The organism is Bacillus sp. Marseille-Q3570 (assembly GCF_946151055.1).
Lineage (GTDB): Bacteria > Bacillota > Bacilli > Bacillales > Fictibacillaceae > Pseudalkalibacillus.
The window spans coordinates 389,649-407,464 of the sequence record NZ_CAMGYZ010000003.1 but is presented as its reverse complement, the minus strand read 5'-3'; the positions used below and the strand labels follow the sequence as shown (position 1 = coordinate 407,464).

Annotated in this window: 15 protein-coding genes; 3 read left to right on the top strand and 12 right to left on the bottom strand. The window is 41.6% G+C overall.

Features of this window, described 5'->3' with window-relative positions; all coding sequences use genetic code 11:
• Nucleotides 1–37: 37 nt before the first annotated feature.
• A complete protein-coding gene (locus tag N8M93_RS07850) occupies nucleotides 38–1,153 on the top strand; it encodes an aminopeptidase (RefSeq protein WP_261130737.1) in 1,116 nt (371 codons plus the stop codon).
• A 253-nt stretch (nucleotides 1,154–1,406) separates the two neighbouring features.
• Here the strand turns inward: N8M93_RS07850 and murC are convergent, their stop codons facing one another.
• The 9 genes from murC to N8M93_RS07805 form a co-directional block, all read right to left on the bottom strand.
• Nucleotides 1,407–2,708: a UDP-N-acetylmuramate--L-alanine ligase gene (gene murC / locus N8M93_RS07845; RefSeq protein ID WP_261130736.1), complete on the bottom strand. Its 1,302-nt coding sequence runs from the start codon at nucleotides 2,706–2,708 to the stop codon at nucleotides 1,407–1,409.
• Between the two features lie 158 nt (nucleotides 2,709–2,866).
• Nucleotides 2,867–3,964, bottom strand: a complete 1,098-nt coding sequence (locus N8M93_RS07840; RefSeq protein WP_261130785.1) for a nicotinate phosphoribosyltransferase — start codon at nucleotides 3,962–3,964, stop codon at nucleotides 2,867–2,869.
• Nucleotides 3,965–4,207: 243 nt separating this feature from the next.
• A complete protein-coding gene (locus tag N8M93_RS07835) occupies nucleotides 4,208–6,751 on the bottom strand; it encodes a DNA translocase FtsK (protein ID WP_261130735.1) in 2,544 nt (847 codons plus the stop codon).
• Between the two features lie 195 nt (nucleotides 6,752–6,946).
• On the bottom strand, nucleotides 6,947–7,561 hold the full coding sequence (gene ytpR / locus N8M93_RS07830; RefSeq protein ID WP_261130783.1) for a YtpR family tRNA-binding protein: 615 nt from the start codon (nucleotides 7,559–7,561) through the stop codon (nucleotides 6,947–6,949).
• Nucleotides 7,562–7,588: 27 nt separating this feature from the next.
• A complete protein-coding gene (locus N8M93_RS07825; protein WP_261130734.1) occupies nucleotides 7,589–8,389 on the bottom strand; it encodes a DUF1444 domain-containing protein in 801 nt (266 codons plus the stop codon).
• A 440-nt stretch (nucleotides 8,390–8,829) separates the two neighbouring features.
• On the bottom strand, nucleotides 8,830–9,138 hold the full coding sequence (locus N8M93_RS07820; protein WP_261130733.1) for a hypothetical protein: 309 nt from the start codon (nucleotides 9,136–9,138) through the stop codon (nucleotides 8,830–8,832).
• 258 nt (nucleotides 9,139–9,396) lie between these two features.
• Nucleotides 9,397–9,819: a preQ(1) synthase gene (queF, locus tag N8M93_RS07815; protein WP_261130732.1), complete on the bottom strand. Its 423-nt coding sequence runs from the start codon at nucleotides 9,817–9,819 to the stop codon at nucleotides 9,397–9,399.
• 83 nt (nucleotides 9,820–9,902) lie between these two features.
• Nucleotides 9,903–10,217, bottom strand: a complete 315-nt coding sequence (locus N8M93_RS07810; RefSeq protein WP_261130731.1) for a thioredoxin family protein — start codon at nucleotides 10,215–10,217, stop codon at nucleotides 9,903–9,905.
• Nucleotides 10,218–10,234: 17 nt separating this feature from the next.
• Nucleotides 10,235–11,245 carry a PTS transporter subunit IIC gene (locus N8M93_RS07805; protein ID WP_261130730.1) on the bottom strand — a complete coding sequence of 337 codons (1,011 nt, stop codon included), beginning with the start codon at nucleotides 11,243–11,245 and terminating at the stop codon, nucleotides 10,235–10,237.
• Between the two features lie 385 nt (nucleotides 11,246–11,630).
• On the opposite strand from N8M93_RS07805, the gene N8M93_RS07800 reads away from it, so the two are divergent.
• Nucleotides 11,631–13,778, top strand: a complete 2,148-nt coding sequence (locus tag N8M93_RS07800; RefSeq protein ID WP_261130729.1) for a methyl-accepting chemotaxis protein — start codon at nucleotides 11,631–11,633, stop codon at nucleotides 13,776–13,778.
• Between the two features lie 255 nt (nucleotides 13,779–14,033).
• On the opposite strand, the gene mltG is transcribed toward N8M93_RS07800, so the two are convergent.
• On the bottom strand, nucleotides 14,034–15,035 hold the full coding sequence (gene mltG / locus N8M93_RS07795; protein ID WP_261130728.1) for an endolytic transglycosylase MltG: 1,002 nt from the start codon (nucleotides 15,033–15,035) through the stop codon (nucleotides 14,034–14,036).
• Between the two features lie 130 nt (nucleotides 15,036–15,165).
• Here mltG and N8M93_RS07790 point away from each other — a divergent pair, with 130 nt between their 5' ends.
• The gene (locus tag N8M93_RS07790; protein ID WP_261130727.1) at nucleotides 15,166–15,612 is read left to right on the top strand and encodes a YtoQ family protein; all 447 of its coding nucleotides are present in this window, start codon (nucleotides 15,166–15,168) and stop codon (nucleotides 15,610–15,612) included.
• Between the two features lie 420 nt (nucleotides 15,613–16,032).
• On the opposite strand, the gene N8M93_RS07785 is transcribed toward N8M93_RS07790, so the two are convergent.
• Both N8M93_RS07785 and N8M93_RS07780 read right to left on the bottom strand, forming a co-directional pair.
• Nucleotides 16,033–16,539 (bottom strand): DUF84 family protein, encoded by a 507-nt coding sequence (locus N8M93_RS07785; RefSeq protein WP_261130726.1) that lies wholly within the window; start codon nucleotides 16,537–16,539, stop codon nucleotides 16,033–16,035.
• 165 nt (nucleotides 16,540–16,704) lie between these two features.
• A complete protein-coding gene (locus tag N8M93_RS07780) occupies nucleotides 16,705–17,775 on the bottom strand; it encodes a M42 family metallopeptidase (protein ID WP_261130725.1) in 1,071 nt (356 codons plus the stop codon).
• Nucleotides 17,776–17,816: the final 41 nt, after the last annotated feature.

The window sequence follows — 17,816 nt, the reverse complement described above, 5'->3', positions numbered from 1 at the left end:
AATAACAAATATTATAAAAAGGAGAGGGCAATTCCTTATGAGAGATCCAAGAATACAAGCGTTGGCGAATAACATCATTACATATTCGGTAGACCTTCAGCCTGGTGAGAAAGTTTTGATAGAAAATACAGGTTTCCAACAGGAACTTGTTAATGCTCTTGTAGAAGAGGCATATAAAGCTGGGGGCTTTCCTTTTGTAACCATTAAGGATGAAACCACTCAACGTGCTTTACTTATGGAAGCAAAAGAAGAGCAACTGGAACTTCAAGGGAAATTTGAAGAGACGATCATGAAAGAAATGGATGCCTATGTAGCAATCCGCTCGGGGAATAATATTTCAGAACTATCGGATGTTCCGTCTGAACAGATGGCACTCTATCAGAAGAAAGTTTACAAGTCTGTCCATCATGGACTCAGAATCCCGAAAACGAAATGGTGTGTACTCCGTTATCCGACACCATCCATGTCGCAGCTAGCTGACATGAGTACTTCTGCATTCGAAAATTTGTTCTTCAATGTATGTAATCTTGATTACAGCAAAATGCTGGACGCGATGGGACCACTAGAAGAGCTGATGAACCGCACAGATCAGGTCCAAATTAAAGGTCCAGGAACAGACCTGACTTTCTCAATCAAAGATATTCCTTCTGTTACATCAGCAGGACATAAAAATCTACCGGATGGTGAAGTATACACAGCACCAGTACGCGACTCAGTCAATGGCACGATTACATTCAACTCGCCGTCTCCTTATCAGGGATTCGTCTTCCATAATGTAAGTTTCACGTTCAAAGACGGAAAAATCATCGAAGCAAGCGCAAATGATACGGAAAGATTGAACAAAGTCCTCGATACGGATGAAGGCGCACGTTATATTGGAGAATTTGCAATTGGTGTGAACCCTTATATCCAAACACCGATGCAGGATATCCTGTTTGACGAAAAGATCGATGGAAGTTTCCACTTTACACCGGGGCAATGTTATAAGGAAGCGTTCAACGGTAATGACTCCAATATCCACTGGGATCTTGTCAATATTCAACGCCCTGACTACGGCGGAGGGGAAATCTACTTCGACGGTGTCCTTATAAGAAAAGATGGCCGCTTCGTCTTACCAGAGCTAGAACCGCTTAATCCGGAGAATCTGAAGTGATTTTATTAGGTAAAAAGGGCTGAAGCTGATCGTTTAGTATCAGATTCAGCTTTTTCATATTCGAAACACCAGTTGAAAAACAATTAACTACAAAAATACAGGTGCTCACTACAAAAATTTGAAAATAACAACAAAAATGAAGAAATAACTACGAAAAATGACGGTTTAACTACAAAAATGAAAAATTAACTACAAAAGCGATAAAACGACCTCAAGGTGGCCATCTCTAGCCTTTGAGGTCGCTTCCTTCCACTTATGAAGCCATCTGGCTTTCATAAGCTTTTTGATATTTTTGTATGTCACCTGCACCCATGAATAGGAGTACACTGTTGGTATGCTTCGATAAAATATCGATCGTTTCTTCACCGATGATATTTGAGTTCGGAATCCGCTCTTGCAGATTTTCGATTTTCAAATCACCTGAATTTTCTCTGGCAGATCCGAATATATCACACAAATACACTGAGTCAGCCTGGTTCAAACTGTCTGCAAATTCGCTCAAGAACGTTTGTGTCCGTGTATAAGTGTGCGGTTGGAAAATCGCAACGACTTCTTTGTCGGGATATTTCTGTTTTGCAGATTCGATCGTAGCCTTGATTTCTGTCGGGTGATGGGCATAGTCATCGATCAGAACCTGTTGTCCGATTTGCTTTTCAGAGAACCTTCTCTTCACACCCTTGAACGTAGCTAGATTTTCTTTCAAAATGTTGACGTCCACTTCTTCATAGTGGCAAAGGGCGATTACTGATAAGGCATTGAGCACGTGATGTGTCCCGAATCCAGGAATCGTAAATGTTTCATGATACGCGTTCCTGACGAACACATCGAACGTGGTGCCTTGTTGATTGACCTGGATATTCCTTGCTTGAAAATCGTTCGTGTCATTCAAGCCATAGAACATGACCGGAACTTTTGCTTGTATCTGTTGCAAGTAAGGGTCGTCTCCACAAGCAATGATCCCTTTTTGAACTTGCAAAGCCATCGATTGGAAAGCGTCGAATACGTCGTTTACATCTTTAAAATAATCCGGATGGTCAAAATCTATATTTGTCATGATTGCATAAGACGGCTCATATGAAAGGAAATGTCGTCGATACTCACAAGCTTCAAAGACGAAATATTCACTATCTTCCTTCCCCTTTCCAGATCCATCACCAATCAAATAGGATGTTGGTTTCGCAGCACCTAAAACGTGTGCTAATAAGCCTGTCGTAGAAGTTTTGCCATGTGAACCTGTTACAGCAACACTGATGAAATTCTTGATGAATTCACCTAAAAAGTGATGGTAACGGTACACTGGTACTCCTAACTCAGTAGCTTTAGCCACTTCTTCATGATCATTCGGAAATGCATTTCCAGCGATCACCACTTGATTAGATTTCACATTTTCTGCTCCAAATGGCAATACTGGGATATTTCGTTCTTCTAATGCTTGTTGGGTAAAGATGTATTGTTCAATGTCAGATCCTTGAATGTCATATTTCATATCATGAAGAATCTGGGCCAATGGACTCATACCAGTCCCTTTAATCCCAACAAAATGATAAGTTGTCATAAAACGAACCTCCAACTAATCTGGAATCGTTACTAATTTTCTACATTTATTATATGCCTAATTCAGATAAATGGGGCTAGTATCACCCTTAGGCGTAAAACCCATTTTAACATTATATCAAAAAAGTAGTCTTTAGACTAATAATTCCTCAAATCGACCTATTCCACTTTCTCGAGACGTGGGTTCGGACGGTGCTTTCGTCCTTTTTTAGCTTCCCTTTTTCCATTTAATAAAACATTGTCACCAGTAAAACCAATATGGATATTCAATAAAGAACTTCCCACTCCATAGATATCAACTGGAACTTGTCGTTCTTCAAATGCTCGAATACGATCTTCGTTGAACCCTCCGCTTACCACGATTTTTACATGTTGGTAACCTTCATCATCCAAAGCTTCCCTCAATGCGAATATCAATTCAGGGTTGACCCCTCTTGGATCGAATGTACCGAGTTCGTCCTGGTTTCTCCAGAAATATTGATCGACAAGTGTCCTCGAGGTATCGATCCGGACGCCTTTCAATGTATCTCCGAACTCTCTAGCCACTTTCAAAGAGTCAGTGATGACATCATTATTATAGTCTACCAGTGTAATCAACTCATCTTCAGGATACTGCTCGTAATACGCCCTTGAAGCAGCTACAACATCGCCTTCGAACAACTGGATGAGTGCATGCGGCATCGTACCCATCCCGCGCTTGCCCCACCATTCATTCATAGCATGGGTAGCTTGTGCTGTAGAACCCCCAATGTATGCTGCGTATCCATCACCCGCTTGCTGGGTGAAATGATCATCACGGTCCCCCATGAAGATGACAGGCTTTTGAACACCTGAAGTACTTGCTGCTTTCACAACGTTATATACATTCGTCGAGACAGAAGTTCTTCTGCCCAGGATGCCGTCAATGAGACCTTCAAGTGACCCGAAGTTTTGATACGGACCTTCGATCGTCAGAACCGTTTCATAGGGTTCGACTTTGTCACCGTCTTTAAGTGAGTAGATCTCCAATTCTTCAGGATTTTTTGCGAAAGTTTTGATCAAAGCGATCGCTTCGTCAGTTCCACAGAGCACGGCATGCTTCTTTTGGAAGAATTGCATTTTAACGACATTATCCGAACGATGTGCCTCTGCGATTTCACAAGTTTTCAAAAAGTATACAGCCGAAAACCATCCTTCAGCGACACGTTCATCGAATTTGAAGGTGTTATTCGTCAGTCTATTGATTTTTCCTTGCATTTTCAATTCGATTTCTTTCATATCCATACGATTGCACCTATTCCTTTATGTACTTCCGTTGCTTATTGTTTTTGATACTGCTATTGTTTATTATCGCAGAATTTACTCTCTTCCCGCAGGAGTGTTGCAAATTTCGCTTATGCCTACTTATAAGATAACCATTAGTTTATCATATAAAACGACTACCGATAATTCAAGACTATCATTTATTCCTTAAAGTTGATTAGGTATTGCATTATCGGTAGCCATATTGCTTCTTGTCTATTACTCACTTACATGATCATAAAACTCTTGTTTCGTTACAAGTACATTTCGCGGTTTACTTCCCATCGCTTCAGAAACAATGCCGCGGGATTCCATCATATCCACTAGTCTAGCTGCACGGTTATAACCAATACGGAATCTTCTCTGTAAGGAAGAAGATGAAGCAGCACCTTGTTCAAGTACGAATTCACAGGCCTCATCGAACAATTCATCGTTCTGATCAAAGGCCAAGGTATTTTGCACTAACTCTTCTTTTTCAAACAAATAATCGGGTTCGCGTTGTTCTTTGACATGCTTGGTGATCCGTTCGATTTCCTCATCAGATACAAAATTCCCCTGTACACGTACAGGCTTGGATACACCGTTACCAAGGAAAAGCATATCCCCTTTACCAAGAAGCTTATCCGCTCCGTTCGTATCGATGATTGTTCTTGAATCCACTGATGAAGAGACAGAGAATGCAACCCGTGTCGGAATGTTTGCTTTGATCAATCCGGTTATCACATCTACCGACGGGCGTTGAGTCGCCAAAAGAAGGTGGATACCACAAGCACGGGCTTTTTGTGCGATACGACAAATTGAGTCTTCAACCTCTTGTGGCGAAACCATCATCAGATCTGCTAATTCATCGATAACTACAACTACGTAAGGCAGCTTTTGGTCAGGTTCTCCTTTTTCCTTGACGAGCTTATTGAAACGCTCCATATCTCTGACCCCTGTTTTTGCAAACAATTCGTACCGACGTTCCATTTCATCCACTGCCCATTTCAGTCCAAGTGTCGCTTCTTTTGCATCCGTTATGACTGGCGTTACCAAATGTGGCAACTGGTTATACGGAGCCAGCTCCACCATTTTCGGATCGATGAGCATCAATCGTACATCGTCCGGATGAGCTTTATATAAGATACTGATGAGCAACGAATTGATACATACACTTTTACCAGAGCCAGTAGCACCAGCAATTAGCCCATGTGGCATCTTTTGAAGATCCGTCACCACCGGATTTCCTGAAATATCAAGGCCTAACGCTACAGATAGCGGAGATGAACTTTGCGTAAAATTAGGATGTGTGATGATTTCACGCAGGGTCACCGATTTGCTCACTTTGTTTGGAACCTCGATCCCGATCGCATTTCGTCCTGGGATTGGTGCTTCCATCCTGATATCTTTCGCAGCTAAGCTCAATTTGATATCATCAGAAAGGTTCGTTATCTTATTGACTTTTACGCCCGGTGCAGGCTGAACTTCAATTCTTGTAACAGATGGACCTTTTGTCGCGCCGACTACAGTGGCTTTAACATTGAAGTTATGAAGGGTAGACTGCAGTAGTTCGATTTGATCCTTCAACCATGTTTCGTCATCATTTATCTCCTGAATTTCCCGGTCCAGCAAGCTTTCAGATGGGAAAGTGTACCCTCGTTCAATCGATTTTTCATGCTTTGGTGTGTTCGAATGATCAGCCGGTGTTTTCGTCTGAGGCTTCCTGTCACGTTGCAGCATCATTACGTTGAACGGGATCGGACTCTTCTTTTTCCCTTCTTCATTTTTATGAATTACAGATCGAGTCGGCTTTTCTGAACCGTGTTCATTGTTTTCAACCTCTTTTGTTTCAACGGGTTCCGGTGTTTTGGACGTGTTGTTTTCATATGTATGGATGGATTCAGCAGCATTTTCAGCCATTACTTGTTCTGTAGCACTATTGTCTTCCAACGTCTCTTTCGTCTCGATATCCGTAGATTCAATTTCAAAATTGTTAGGCGTTTCAGTATCTACTTCCTCATCTTCTTCGTTTGTTTCTATATTCCAGTCTGCGGTTTCAGGTACTTCTCTTTCCTGTTCTGATTCTTGCGTGATCCCCCAGCCATGAAGTGTCCATTCTTCTTTTTCTACTTCAGATTGGTCTGGTTCATTTTGATTTGATGCTTCAGCTTCCTTCATTTCAGATTGATTAAAATCTTTTTCTTCCTTCATTTCCAAAATTGCCTGGTAAGCTTCATATCCTGGTTCATACTTTGGTTGTTGCGCTTGTTTTTTACTAGAAATGGTACCAGCACTTTCCGGGCCGATTTTAGGCGGAAACACTTCCGGACGACTGCCGAATCCATAGATAGGAGAAGGAATTTCAGTAGGTGTAAAATTTTCTCCAGTAAACTTTGGCTTTTCCTCAGTTTTTTTAGACCTTACCCCGCTTCGACTACGTTCAGATTGTTTTCTTTCTACCCTTGGTTGCTTTTCATCATCTCGCTTGATGGGCTTTTGTGGTTCATTTTCGCTGGTTCCTCGATCGTTTTCAGTGGGAACGTTACAGCGATCCTTCTTGTTTTTTTCATCAGGTATGACTGGAAAACGAAAATTCCCTTCTTTTGGATATTGATGCACCATCCTCGGTTCAAACGAGCTTTTCCCTGCTGTCATCCGTCCTACAGATTTCCCTTTTCTTTGCGTATTTGCTTTTGGGATGGTCCGATTGTTTTCCTTTTCAGTCTCTATGTCTTCTTCATCTTCAAAAATCAAATTCATCATTTTTTTCAACCAGTTAGACATCTATACATTCACCTTTTTTAAAAAATTTCTTTCCTTCACTTAAATATTCGAATTTATGAGTCACTATTCGAATATTACCACCATCTTTATCAAAAGAAACAAGTCAAACCAAACCTATTCCTTACTCATTCTCCTCAAAAAAGGTAAATAAGTAGTAGAAAACAACCAGATCCGATCTGGTTGTCCTAACTCACTTTACTTGTCATGTGTGAAGAAATCAGCACCAATTTCATGTTCATCACTTAAAACAAGAATTCCTTTTTCTTTTGGAGCATCAGGTAAATCCAATTCTTTAGCTGAACAGATCATTCCTGAGGATGGCACGCCTCTTAGTTCCGCTTCTTTTATCAACATTCCGCTTGGCATCATTGCACCCACGCGGGCGACAACGACTTTTTGGTCTTTATCGACATTGGGAGCTCCGCAAACGATCTGCAGCACTTCATCACCAATATCAACTTTACAAATACTAAGCTTATCTGCATCTGGGTGCTTTTCTTTGGAAGTGACGTGTCCGACGATGAATTCTGGTCGAGCATCAAACGTAATCGTGTCCCCAACATCGCTCTTGTGTAAAAACTGATTGATTTGATCTACTACTATTTCTGTAACTTCAAGCTTCCCATTCCCTTGAAGATCAAAATGTCTGGAAGCATTGAAGATATTATAGCCGATAGTACGACCATCTTTTCTATCAAATAATTTCACTACTTCACCGTGTTTGTGATAATCACGTTCTGTTATCGTCCCTGCATCAACAGAAACGAGCAGGACATCCCCTATTCCATTTTGGTTATAATGTACATTCACCATACGGGCTTTCCCCTTTCATAACATCTATTCAGATTCTTCCGGTTTTGTTTTAGCAAGTATGAATATAGGCTCGAATTCTCCATCCTCATAAAGGAATGGTAAAGCAGTCACAGGAACCCTGCCATTCGAAAAGAAGTGCATGGACATCTGGCCTAAAATATCGTAGCCCTGTTCATTTTTGATATCGGCAAGTATCAAGACATCTTGATGTGGTACAGCAACAGCAAGTGTCCCTTCTGCTTTTTTCTTCATGCTGTCAAGCAGCTGTTGATTCAGGATGCGGCTTGCGTCATATCCATCATTGTGGTTGATGAAATAGAATACATTTCCTGCAACCTGATCTTCCTTCATGGAGCAATCAAGTGAACGTAAGTTGAATCTTCCTATCTCTTTTAATTGCTGTAAATTCCAACCTTGCTCTTCAAGCATATTTTCTGTCAGCAAACGATACGAATTCCCTAAATCCTGTGCATAAAAAACCCGCGTTTCAGCTGTATGCTCTTCAAACACAAGCGGTTCCCCGTTATGCTCAGTTGGAAAAGATGTCGATCGGATCACTGGAAAAACCGCTTTCTGATTTCCATCTAAAGATTGGTTTTGATTCATGACAGAAAACAATTCGTCAACATGGTAGATGATTTCATCAATTGCATCATCTTTTCGTTCTTCGTATTTGGCAGTCAAGCCAGGAAGTGAGAGTGTTATACCTTTACCGCTTTCTTTTTCTTCAATACGAAGTGTTTTTTCTTTTGCATTGAAAATGAACGATCGATCTTCACTTCCTAGTTTCTTTTCCAGTATACGTTTCAATTCAATCGGTTCCATCCGACATCCTCCTTTCTATGATGCACTCTGTTTTTATTATTAGCTTTGTTATACTTGATCATTGATTTTTGCGAAATTCACTCCTATTTCACAAGCAATCCGCAAGTTTCCTCGCTCGTTCTAAGTTGAAACCGAGTTGTACTTGCACGTTAACGGACACAGGAGACCTTATTTGTCCAAAACAATAGGATTTTACCAACCTAACGGACACCAGGGACCTTATTTCGCTGATATCATAGAAAATCAGCTATTTTATTCGAAAATAACGGCTGTGGTGTCCGTTAAAATTCAGAAACAGCGAATTTTTCACAAATAACGGCTCTGATGTCCGTTAACTGAAAACGTGGCTGTTTGATCGGCGACTGGCTTGCTTTCCAAGCAGGAGTCTTGTGAATTTCGCTTTAGGGATGTTCCATACAACATCAATTCGAAATATTATCTTATTGATAAGGCTCTTTTCTAAAAGGTTGTTGCTTTTGAGTCATTTTAAAAAAATCACCTTGTTCAAGTTGATTGGAGAGCAAGGTGCGAGATTCCTCAAAAATGAAAATCGCATTTTCTTCGTGTGATGTAACGCTGCCGAAGCTTTCCTTGTCCTGCGGGATCAGCGTGCCTACTACCTGAATAATCTCCTCGCAAGGGATGCGACGAGGAAGCTCGTTTCGACAGGACTTTCTTGTAGACGCAGGAGCACAAATGCTTCCTTGAAAAGGAGACTCCTGAGGTAGCAAGGCGACGAGTGGGCTCACCGCACGCCCCGCGGAGCGAGCATCCTGGAGCGGAAATCAATGACTTTTAAAGAAAACCTGGGAGACCAAAGCCTTTTGTAGGTCGAGCCTTAGTTGCCCTTATACTGAAGAAAGTATTTTATACTTTTTATAAGTGCAAGAGCAACAAAGTTTACGAATATAACCTTTGATAAACAGAAGAAGGGTTGACCATAAACGAAGTGCCGGGCACTTATGGCTCAACCCCCTCTGGTTTACATTTAGGGTTCGACCCCAGAGTTATGCGTTGTCTTTCTTATATTCGGCTACTACTTCAGTACCTAATCCACCACGAGCGTTCCAAATTGCTGTAATCTGCATTTCTTTCGGATCTAGCAATTGAACGAGATCGTCAAGAATACGATTTGTCGCATGCTCTTGATAGATTCCGACATTCCGATATGAAGTGAGGTAATACTTCAATGATTTCATTTCCACAAGCTTTTCATTCGGAATATAGCTGATGTGGAACTCGGCAAAATCCGGAAGACCGGACCATGGACATACCGAAGTGAATTCATTTGTAGGAATCGTCACCAAAGTATCCTTCCCTACATATTCATACGGAATCGTTTCTAGTATATCTACAAGGATGACATCCTCATTTTCTATGTCGAATCGAATACCTGCGTACTTACTGTGGTCAACATCTACTTTTGCCACAACGTTCACCCTTTCTAAAATAACAATTAAGAAATGAATCTCTAATATTAAATTTTAACATCAGAAAGGGAAAAAGTCACTGTTTAGCCTAGGGATCCTAGGAAGTTTTCAATTTGTTCCTTAGACTTTCGTTGCTTATCAACGTAACGTCCTGTTTCTTTTCCGTTACTGAAAGCAAGGAAACTTGGAATTCCGAAAATATCGTATTCCTGGCACAATTCGACATGCTCATCCCGATCAACATAATAGTAACTGAATTGGCCATATTCTTCCTCAATTTCACGCATGATCGGCTTGACAATCACACAATCCGGGCACCATACCGCGGAAAACATGATGATTGCATTTTTTGATTGGATTGCAGCATTCCAGTCTTCATTCGTTTTGATTGTTTTCATGTACAAAACCTCCAATATCAATACTCGATTTTCATATCTCCATGTTGGATGAAACCTTTTCTTCTCATCCATTCTGATAGTACTAGAGAGATGACAGCAGGTCCAATAAAGTGCAAGAGCAAAACTATGAGTAACGTTTCATAAGTGAATCCCATTGTTCGAAACGTCATGATCTGTCCGACGAACCCACTTGTCCCCATGCCAGCCCCTTCCGCAATATTTTCTGTGACCCAAATAACAGTACCGAACGGAGCGAGGATCATGCCAGCCACAGTCGGCGGGATCAGAATGGCCGGTCTCTTGACAATATTCGCTACCTGGAGCATCGAAGTTCCAATCCCTTGTGCGATCCAACCTCCCCATCCGTTCTCACGGAAACTCGCAGTTGCAAATCCAACCATTTGTGCTGCACATCCTATGGTCGCTGCACCTGCTGCGAGTCCATCCAAGCCAAGCATGATTGCAATTGCTGCACTAGAGATCGGGGCTGTCAGTGCAATTCCCATCAATGTGGCAACAAGAATACCCATAATAAGCGGTCGCTGCTCCGTCGCCCACATGATCAGCTCTCCAAAATTTTGCATTGCATTAGAGATCTGTGGTCCGATGAATTTTGCGACAAGATAGCCAATTGTCACAGTAACGAATGGAGTGACGATGATATCTACCTTCGTTTCCTTCGAAACCATTTTTCCAAACTCTACTGCAAATAGAGTTGCGACATAACTTCCAGCTGGTCCTCCACCTAACGCACTGCCAGCAGCACCAGCAATGACTGCCGAAAATAGGACAAGCGGAGGTGCATTCAGCCCGTATGCAATGGCCACACCGATAGCGGGCCCCATCAAACTCATCGTCAAACTGCCCATTTCAACGAAAAATGCGGAACCTGACAACTCACCAGCTGTCTGTAGAATAAGACCAATGATCAGGGATGAAAAGAGACCTAAAGCCATATAGCTCAATGCTGTCACAAAATACGTATGTAATGATAATGAGACTCCTTTTCCCGATAAAAATGATCGCAATAGCTCTACCTCCGTTTCCTTGAACCCCTATTGATTCATGAGTTCAAAATAATAGACCACAGGGGACATATGGGGACTCCTGCTGGAAATCAGACAAAGCTCATCCCCGCAAGGTCAATCCTTGAAATCGAGTGAATTTCCAATTGTAGAAACTACAAGCTGCACCGATAACGACAATTCACAAAATTCTATCGTGAAAAGTATTAAAATTTTTCAACACACTACGATAATAAAAGTAAGGATGACGTATGAGCTATTTTCTAATCTGCCCAAATGAACCTTAAACATTTCTTGTATATGTCCATCTCCATTATATACAAAGTAGTTTTGATAGTTAAAGCAGAGTAGTGAATAGCTGGTGCAGAGTGACCAAGGGGGAGAAAGCATGCTGCAATTGCTCAAGGATAACCTACAGTTGTCCATAAAGAACAAAGTACGACTCATGTTGATTATGGCTGTAGTAGGAATTGTAATTTTATTTGCCTTTTCAATGTTCTACGTATTCATGACCCAGAATATGAACGACAAGCAAAACCGTCTTCAAGAACTTGCTACTGACACGATCTCCGTCAACAGTGAATTCTCGTATATCAGAAAGCTGGAACAAGAGTTTTTACGCACGAATCTCGAAGGCTCTTCTCAAGAGATTTCCACTAAACTCGCAGATCTTCAAAAACAAATCGGTATGATTCAAAAAGAGAATGATCAATTTTCAGGTTCTTTTAAAGAAATAGCTAACGAAGTTGGTACATATGAATCTTCATTCGTGGATACTTCGAAACTTGTTTCAGATATCGATAGTATGCAAGGAATCTTGACTGAAAAAGCAAATGATTTAAGTAAGCTCTTAGGGTCGATAAATCCAAGATTATTGAATGAGTTCTATGAACTTCGCATATTGGAGAAGCAATATTTCCTTAGCGGGACATCAACAGATGAAAACCGTTATTACGATCAACTGGAAGCTCTGAAGCAAGCAGTCCGTTCATCAGACATAGAAGCTTCCCAAAAATCCGCCTTCAATTCCGCGCTATTGGCATATACGAGCGCAATGGAGACGGTAAAAGGATATGAAGGACAGATTCAACAAACTGTCGTTGATTTTGAAGAAATAGGAATGAACCTTCAAAAGTCGATCGAGTCGGTTGAAAAGAGCGTCATTACGGAGACCCAAAGCTTAAGTGCTGATCAAAAGCGATTAGGAACAATCCTGTTATGGACGTTGATTATCCTTAGTTTGATTATTTTAGTTGCAATCGGAACGTTAGGATTCTGGCTGACTAGAACCATCACCTCATCGATCACTTCCTTAAAAGAAGGAGCAACTGTCATTGGGGAGGGACACCTTGGACATCGTGTACACGTTGAACAGAACGATGAAATGGGCGAACTCGCAAGTACATTCAACATGATGGCTGATAAGATGCAGAAAGCGATGCAAGAAGTGAACACAGCTTCAGAACAGCTCTCATCATCGTCCCAACACCTTGCAGCCATTTCCGAAGAAACGACGGCACAGACAGAAGAAGTCAATGAAGCGATTCAACAGGTTTCCGCTGGTGCTCAAGTCCAAGCAGACAATTTGTATGAAAGTACAGAATTGATTTCCCAGGTGACCGTATCCATTGATGAAACAGCTAAATACAGCCTGCAAATCAGTAAAGATTCACAGGCTACCGAGGAAGAAGGAAAAGAAGGTCTGAAGATCGTAGAGAATCTCGGTAAAAGTTCAGATGAATTCCTTGGCCTTGCGAACCATTTGATCCACCAGGTACAAGAAGCAAATCAACATTCACAGCAAATCGGATCGATTGTCGATACAATCAAAGATATTGCGGGGAGTACCGACTTACTTGCGTTGAATGCAGCAATCGAATCCGCAAGAGCTGGAGATGCCGGCAGAGGATTCGCAGTTGTCGCACAGGAAGTCCGTAAACTAGCAGAACGGTCAAAATCAGAGGCGCAAAACATCTATGAGCTCATCACATTAATGTCTGAGCAAATGGAAAAACTCTCGAATGAAGCGGAACAATTCGATCATTATCGGACCGAGCAGCAAACTTCAGTCGACCGTACGAAGCAAGCCTTCACGAAAATCGTTGATAACGTTACAGGAATCAACGCTCGTATCCAGCAAGTACGTGATGCGATCAGTGAAGTGCAAGGATCGAACTCTGCGCTATCCGAGAAATTGCAAGAGGTTAGCGCAATATCACAAGAATCTGTTGCTGCTTCTGAACAAGTAAGTGCTTCAAGTATCCACCAAAAGGAAGCGATCAATGAAGTCAATAATGCTGCAAACGAGCTTCAAAATATCGCACTGCTTCTACAAGAGGAAGTCGGACAATTCAATTTGATCAGTGAAAACCTCGAATCCGAATATGTTCCGGATTTTAATGAAGAAGTTGATTGGATGGATGAAGAGGACCAAGAGATCGAGCATGATTTTAAAGATGAAGCTGCAGTCGCAGAGGAACCATCTTTTGAAGAAGATTCGCATACCTCAGAAAACAACGATGAAAATAACAAATAAGAGATTACAGGCTCACCACAATCATGTGCGATGAGCCTGTTTATTTGTTTTAAAGGATTAACCCTCACCATTGAAAGTGAGGTTTTCTCCTTTGGTTTTGAAATGAATTTACACGTGCTTTCTTGAAAACTTGCAGTTGCTGACAGAGCAATTATCTACAAAATTAAAGGTGTAAATGCAAAAAATCAGGATTTATCAACAATAACAAGGAATCACCTGCAAATCCCAAATATTCCACACCCGATATGAACGCTTCTACCAGTTTCCTTTATGATCAGTGTGCTGCTGATGTTCCTTAAATGTCTTGGAAAAGTGGTGTTCTCCAGACCCATCTGCTTTGACGACAAAGAAGTAGTAATCATGATCTTTTGGATTCAAACTAGCTTCTAATGATTGTTTCCCTGGATTACCAATCGGTCCTGGAGGCAGTCCTTCATGGGTATAAGTGTTATAAGGGCTTTCAACCTCCAAGTCTTTATACAGAAGTCGCTCCTTCGGCTTATCAAGTACATATTGCACTGTCGCACAAGATTGCAGTTTCCATTCATCCTTCAACCGATTTCGGAAGACCCCAGCAATCAACTTCCTCTCTTTTTCGACCACCGCTTCTTTTTCTACAATTGAAGCCAACGTGACCCATTGCTTCAAATCATGCTTTGAATCTGGATCGAGTTCTTGATGTACTTGTTCGAACCGTTCCAGCATTCTTTCAATAACTTCACCCGGAGTAATCCCTTTTTTAAAATAATAGGTATCTGGAAATAAGTATCCTTCTAATTTGTATTTGATATTTTTTTCGTCCTTCAATTTTGTGAGGAGGGGATGTTTGATTCCTTCTCCTGTTTTTGCGTACTTTAAAAATTCATCTTGGGTCGTTATTCCTTTTTTCTCCAGTCTCGCTGCTATTTGTTCAGTAGTGAAACCTTCAGGAAAGGTGACTTCAACTCCCTTTTCAAGCGGTGCTGTTACTAACTCTTTATATAGATCTGGGATGGATTGTGTGTTTGATACCAGATGTTTTCCAACCTTTATCTGTCCATCAAGGTTGTTCAGCTTGCCATACAACAAGAAAAAGGCCTTATTTTTGATCAAGGCTTCGGCATGCATTTGTTCAGCTACATCTTGCAAAGATTGCCCTTCATTTACCATGATCACCTTTTGTTTTTCATGCCAGAATGGAGTAGCTTCATAAACTACCCAAATACAAAGTGCTAATACTATTATCGTTGATATAAAAAGCAATTTTCGCTTTTCCATAGGATAACTCCAGTATCTAGTCTCTACATCAGCTTTCCCTTATTGCCTTTCCTCCATTCAAGCGAATTACAGGAATTTTTCAGAATGTTCATGTTATTATTATGGTAGATTCAAAACAAGGAGTGATACAGTGAATTTAACAGTATATTTAGCAGGACAGATCCATGATAACTGGCGGGATGAGTTGAAACAGAAGGCTGAAAAAAAGGAATTGCCGTTAACATTCGTTAATCCGATGACCAACCATAGTCGATCAGATGACATTGGTGAGGAGATTTTAGGAGAACAACCAAATAAAATCATTAAAGATGATAAAGCTTCTGATTTCAATAATTTACGGACAGAGATTCTGCTTTCCAAATCAGACGTAGTTCTGGCGTTTTTCGGCGAAAGTTATAAACAATGGAATACCGCGATGGACGCTTCAACAGCGCTAGCTTTGAATAAACCGCTTATCCTTGTACGAGACGGATCATTACATCATGCGCTGAAAGAGTTATCCAACAAAGCGACTGTGACTGTCGAAAACTTTGATCAAGCCATTCAAGCACTCTCCTATGTGTTTGAAGAAGAATAAAGGCAGGACTGACTCAAAGCATCGAGAGAACTAAGATTTTACAAAGTTAAAGAGCTCAGGCACTAAAGCCAGAACCCGTCCTCGGGATGATAGAGAACCAGCGAAAATGATTGCCTCTGAAAAAAAGGGTGATTTCAAAAATTAGAGGACATCTGTTCCTTTATTTGTGACAATTAGTAGTTATTTGAAAAATTAGAGGACAACTGTTCCGCTATTCATGTTAAATTGGACTGATTTCCAATGATTTTATGCAAATAACGTCTCTGGTGTCCTCTAATTTTCTTAAGTCTTACATTTTGAATCATATAAGGTCTCTCATGTCCACTAATTTAGTTAGGTGGATCATGTATTGGTTTGTTAAATCCACCACCTCTTTAGAAGTAGCTTTTTAGATTTAATATATCGTATCTACTCTACTGTTCATTTTTCATAAAACTTATACTGACCGATCAAAAGCCGCACGATGTGTGCGAACATATCGCCGCGGGTGATCCATCCATCAGTGAAAATGCCGACAGCCCCTTCTTGTTTTCGGACATCCCGATTATCCGTATACTCAGCCATGACATCCCCAAGCTCTATACCCGAACGGACAGGATCACTGATTCCTTTGGGCAGGAGAATTTTCGCTCCGCTCGCTACGTATGTATTCTGCTCTTTAGTAGCAAGAGCTCCCCAGTTACAGAGGAAAAGACCGTCGGGAGTATCGACTACTCCTCCCTCCAGTCCGATTCCGATATTGAAGCCAGCATCTACACAGCCTATGGCCCTGTTGACCGCTCCTTTACGTGTTTCCGCATCAGAAAACGGCTGGGCAGATACAAGTGATGGCACATCCATCCCTTCGACCTGCCAACTAAGAGATTCTACTATCGAACTGACAGCCTGAACCTTCGCCGGATTCTTAGACCCCACACCTACAATCATCACAAACACACCTCACTTTAATTTGGTGTCAGGTACACTTTTCAACCCCTTGCGCCCCAAGGGTTCTCGATCGGTACCTGACACCATCTGAGATTCCGCATTCTATAAAGGTTTTTGAAAAGTGCCAGGCACCGAGAGAAGATTCGGCTGCCTGGCACGGTTGTATCAGTCGTATATGATTTGATCGACGGTGGTTCTGTCGGAAGCTTTCACGAGTTTGACAAGCAGTTCTTTGGCGGCTGCATAGTCATCTACATGAATTATCGATGCTGCAGTATGGATATAACGAGAGCATATCCCGACTACTGCGGATGGTACACCTTCGTTGGAAATATGTACGCTGCCTGCATCTGTTCCACCCTTGGAGATGAAGTACTGATACGGAATATCATTTGATTCAGCTGTATCGAGTATGAAATCGCGGATTCCTTTATGAGTCACCATCGTACGATCAAGTATCCGTAACAACGCACCCTTACCCAACTGTCCAAATGCTTCTTTATCGCCATTGGAATCATTTGCAGGGCTTGCATCCAATGCGTAGAAGATATCTGGTTGAATCAGATTTGCCGCTGTTTTCGATCCACGCAAACCAATCTCCTCTTGGACGGTCGCTCCTGAATAAAGGATGTTCGGCAATTCTTCACCTTGTATTTCTTTCATCAATTCAATCGCAAGCCCGACCCCATAACGGTTGTCCCAGGCTTTCGCTAAAATCTTTTTCTTGTTCGCCATTGGTGTGAACGGACAGATCGGTACGATTTGCTGCCCGGGCCTCACTCCGATAGATTCAGCATCTTCTCGGTCATCCGCACCGATATCGATGTACATATGCTTCAACGGCATCGGCTTCGAGCGCTGGGACTCCTCAAGTAAATGAGGCGGTGTCGATCCGATTACGCCGATGACCGGTCCATTATCCGTCATGACCTGAACACGTTGTGCTAATAAGACCTGGGTCCACCAACCACCTAATGTCTCGAACTTCAGCATCCCGTTCTTTGTGATCTTGCTTACCATGAAACCGACTTCGTCCATGTGGCCTGCAACCATGATCTTTGGTCCATCTTCTTTTCCTTTTTTCACGCCAAAAATACTGCCAAGCTTGTCCTGGATGATTTCATCCGAAACAGGCTCAAGCTGACTGCGGACAAACTTCCTTACATCGTGCTCAAACCCTGGAGCACCTTGTAATTCGGTTAAAGTTTGAAATAGCTGTAAGGTTTCTTCCTTCATGATTTCTCCCTTCCATTGCCAGAAAATTTTCTCCAATCCTA

What these genes read in the sequence shown, in the direction of transcription:
- N8M93_RS07810 (WP_261130731.1), bottom strand. Translation starts at nt 10,217, where the DNA reads ATGAAAACAATCAAAACGAATGAAGACTGGAATGCTGCAATCCAATCA.
- N8M93_RS07825 (WP_261130734.1), bottom strand. Translation starts at nt 8,389, where the DNA reads ATGGAACCGATTGAATTGAAACGTATACTGGAAAAGAAACTAGGAAGT.
- N8M93_RS07850 (WP_261130737.1), top strand. Translation starts at nt 38, where the DNA reads ATGAGAGATCCAAGAATACAAGCGTTGGCGAATAACATCATTACATAT.
- N8M93_RS07800 (WP_261130729.1), top strand. Translation starts at nt 11,631, where the DNA reads ATGCTGCAATTGCTCAAGGATAACCTACAGTTGTCCATAAAGAACAAA.
- mltG (WP_261130728.1), bottom strand. Translation starts at nt 15,035, where the DNA reads ATGGAAAAGCGAAAATTGCTTTTTATATCAACGATAATAGTATTAGCA.
- N8M93_RS07840 (WP_261130785.1), bottom strand. Translation starts at nt 3,964, where the DNA reads ATGAAAGAAATCGAATTGAAAATGCAAGGAAAAATCAATAGACTGACG.
- N8M93_RS07835 (WP_261130735.1), bottom strand. Translation starts at nt 6,751, where the DNA reads ATGTCTAACTGGTTGAAAAAAATGATGAATTTGATTTTTGAAGATGAA.
- murC (WP_261130736.1), bottom strand. Translation starts at nt 2,708, where the DNA reads ATGACAACTTATCATTTTGTTGGGATTAAAGGGACTGGTATGAGTCCA.
- N8M93_RS07780 (WP_261130725.1), bottom strand. Translation starts at nt 17,775, where the DNA reads ATGAAGGAAGAAACCTTACAGCTATTTCAAACTTTAACCGAATTACAA.
- N8M93_RS07785 (WP_261130726.1), bottom strand. Translation starts at nt 16,539, where the DNA reads ATGATTGTAGGTGTGGGGTCTAAGAATCCGGCGAAGGTTCAGGCTGTC.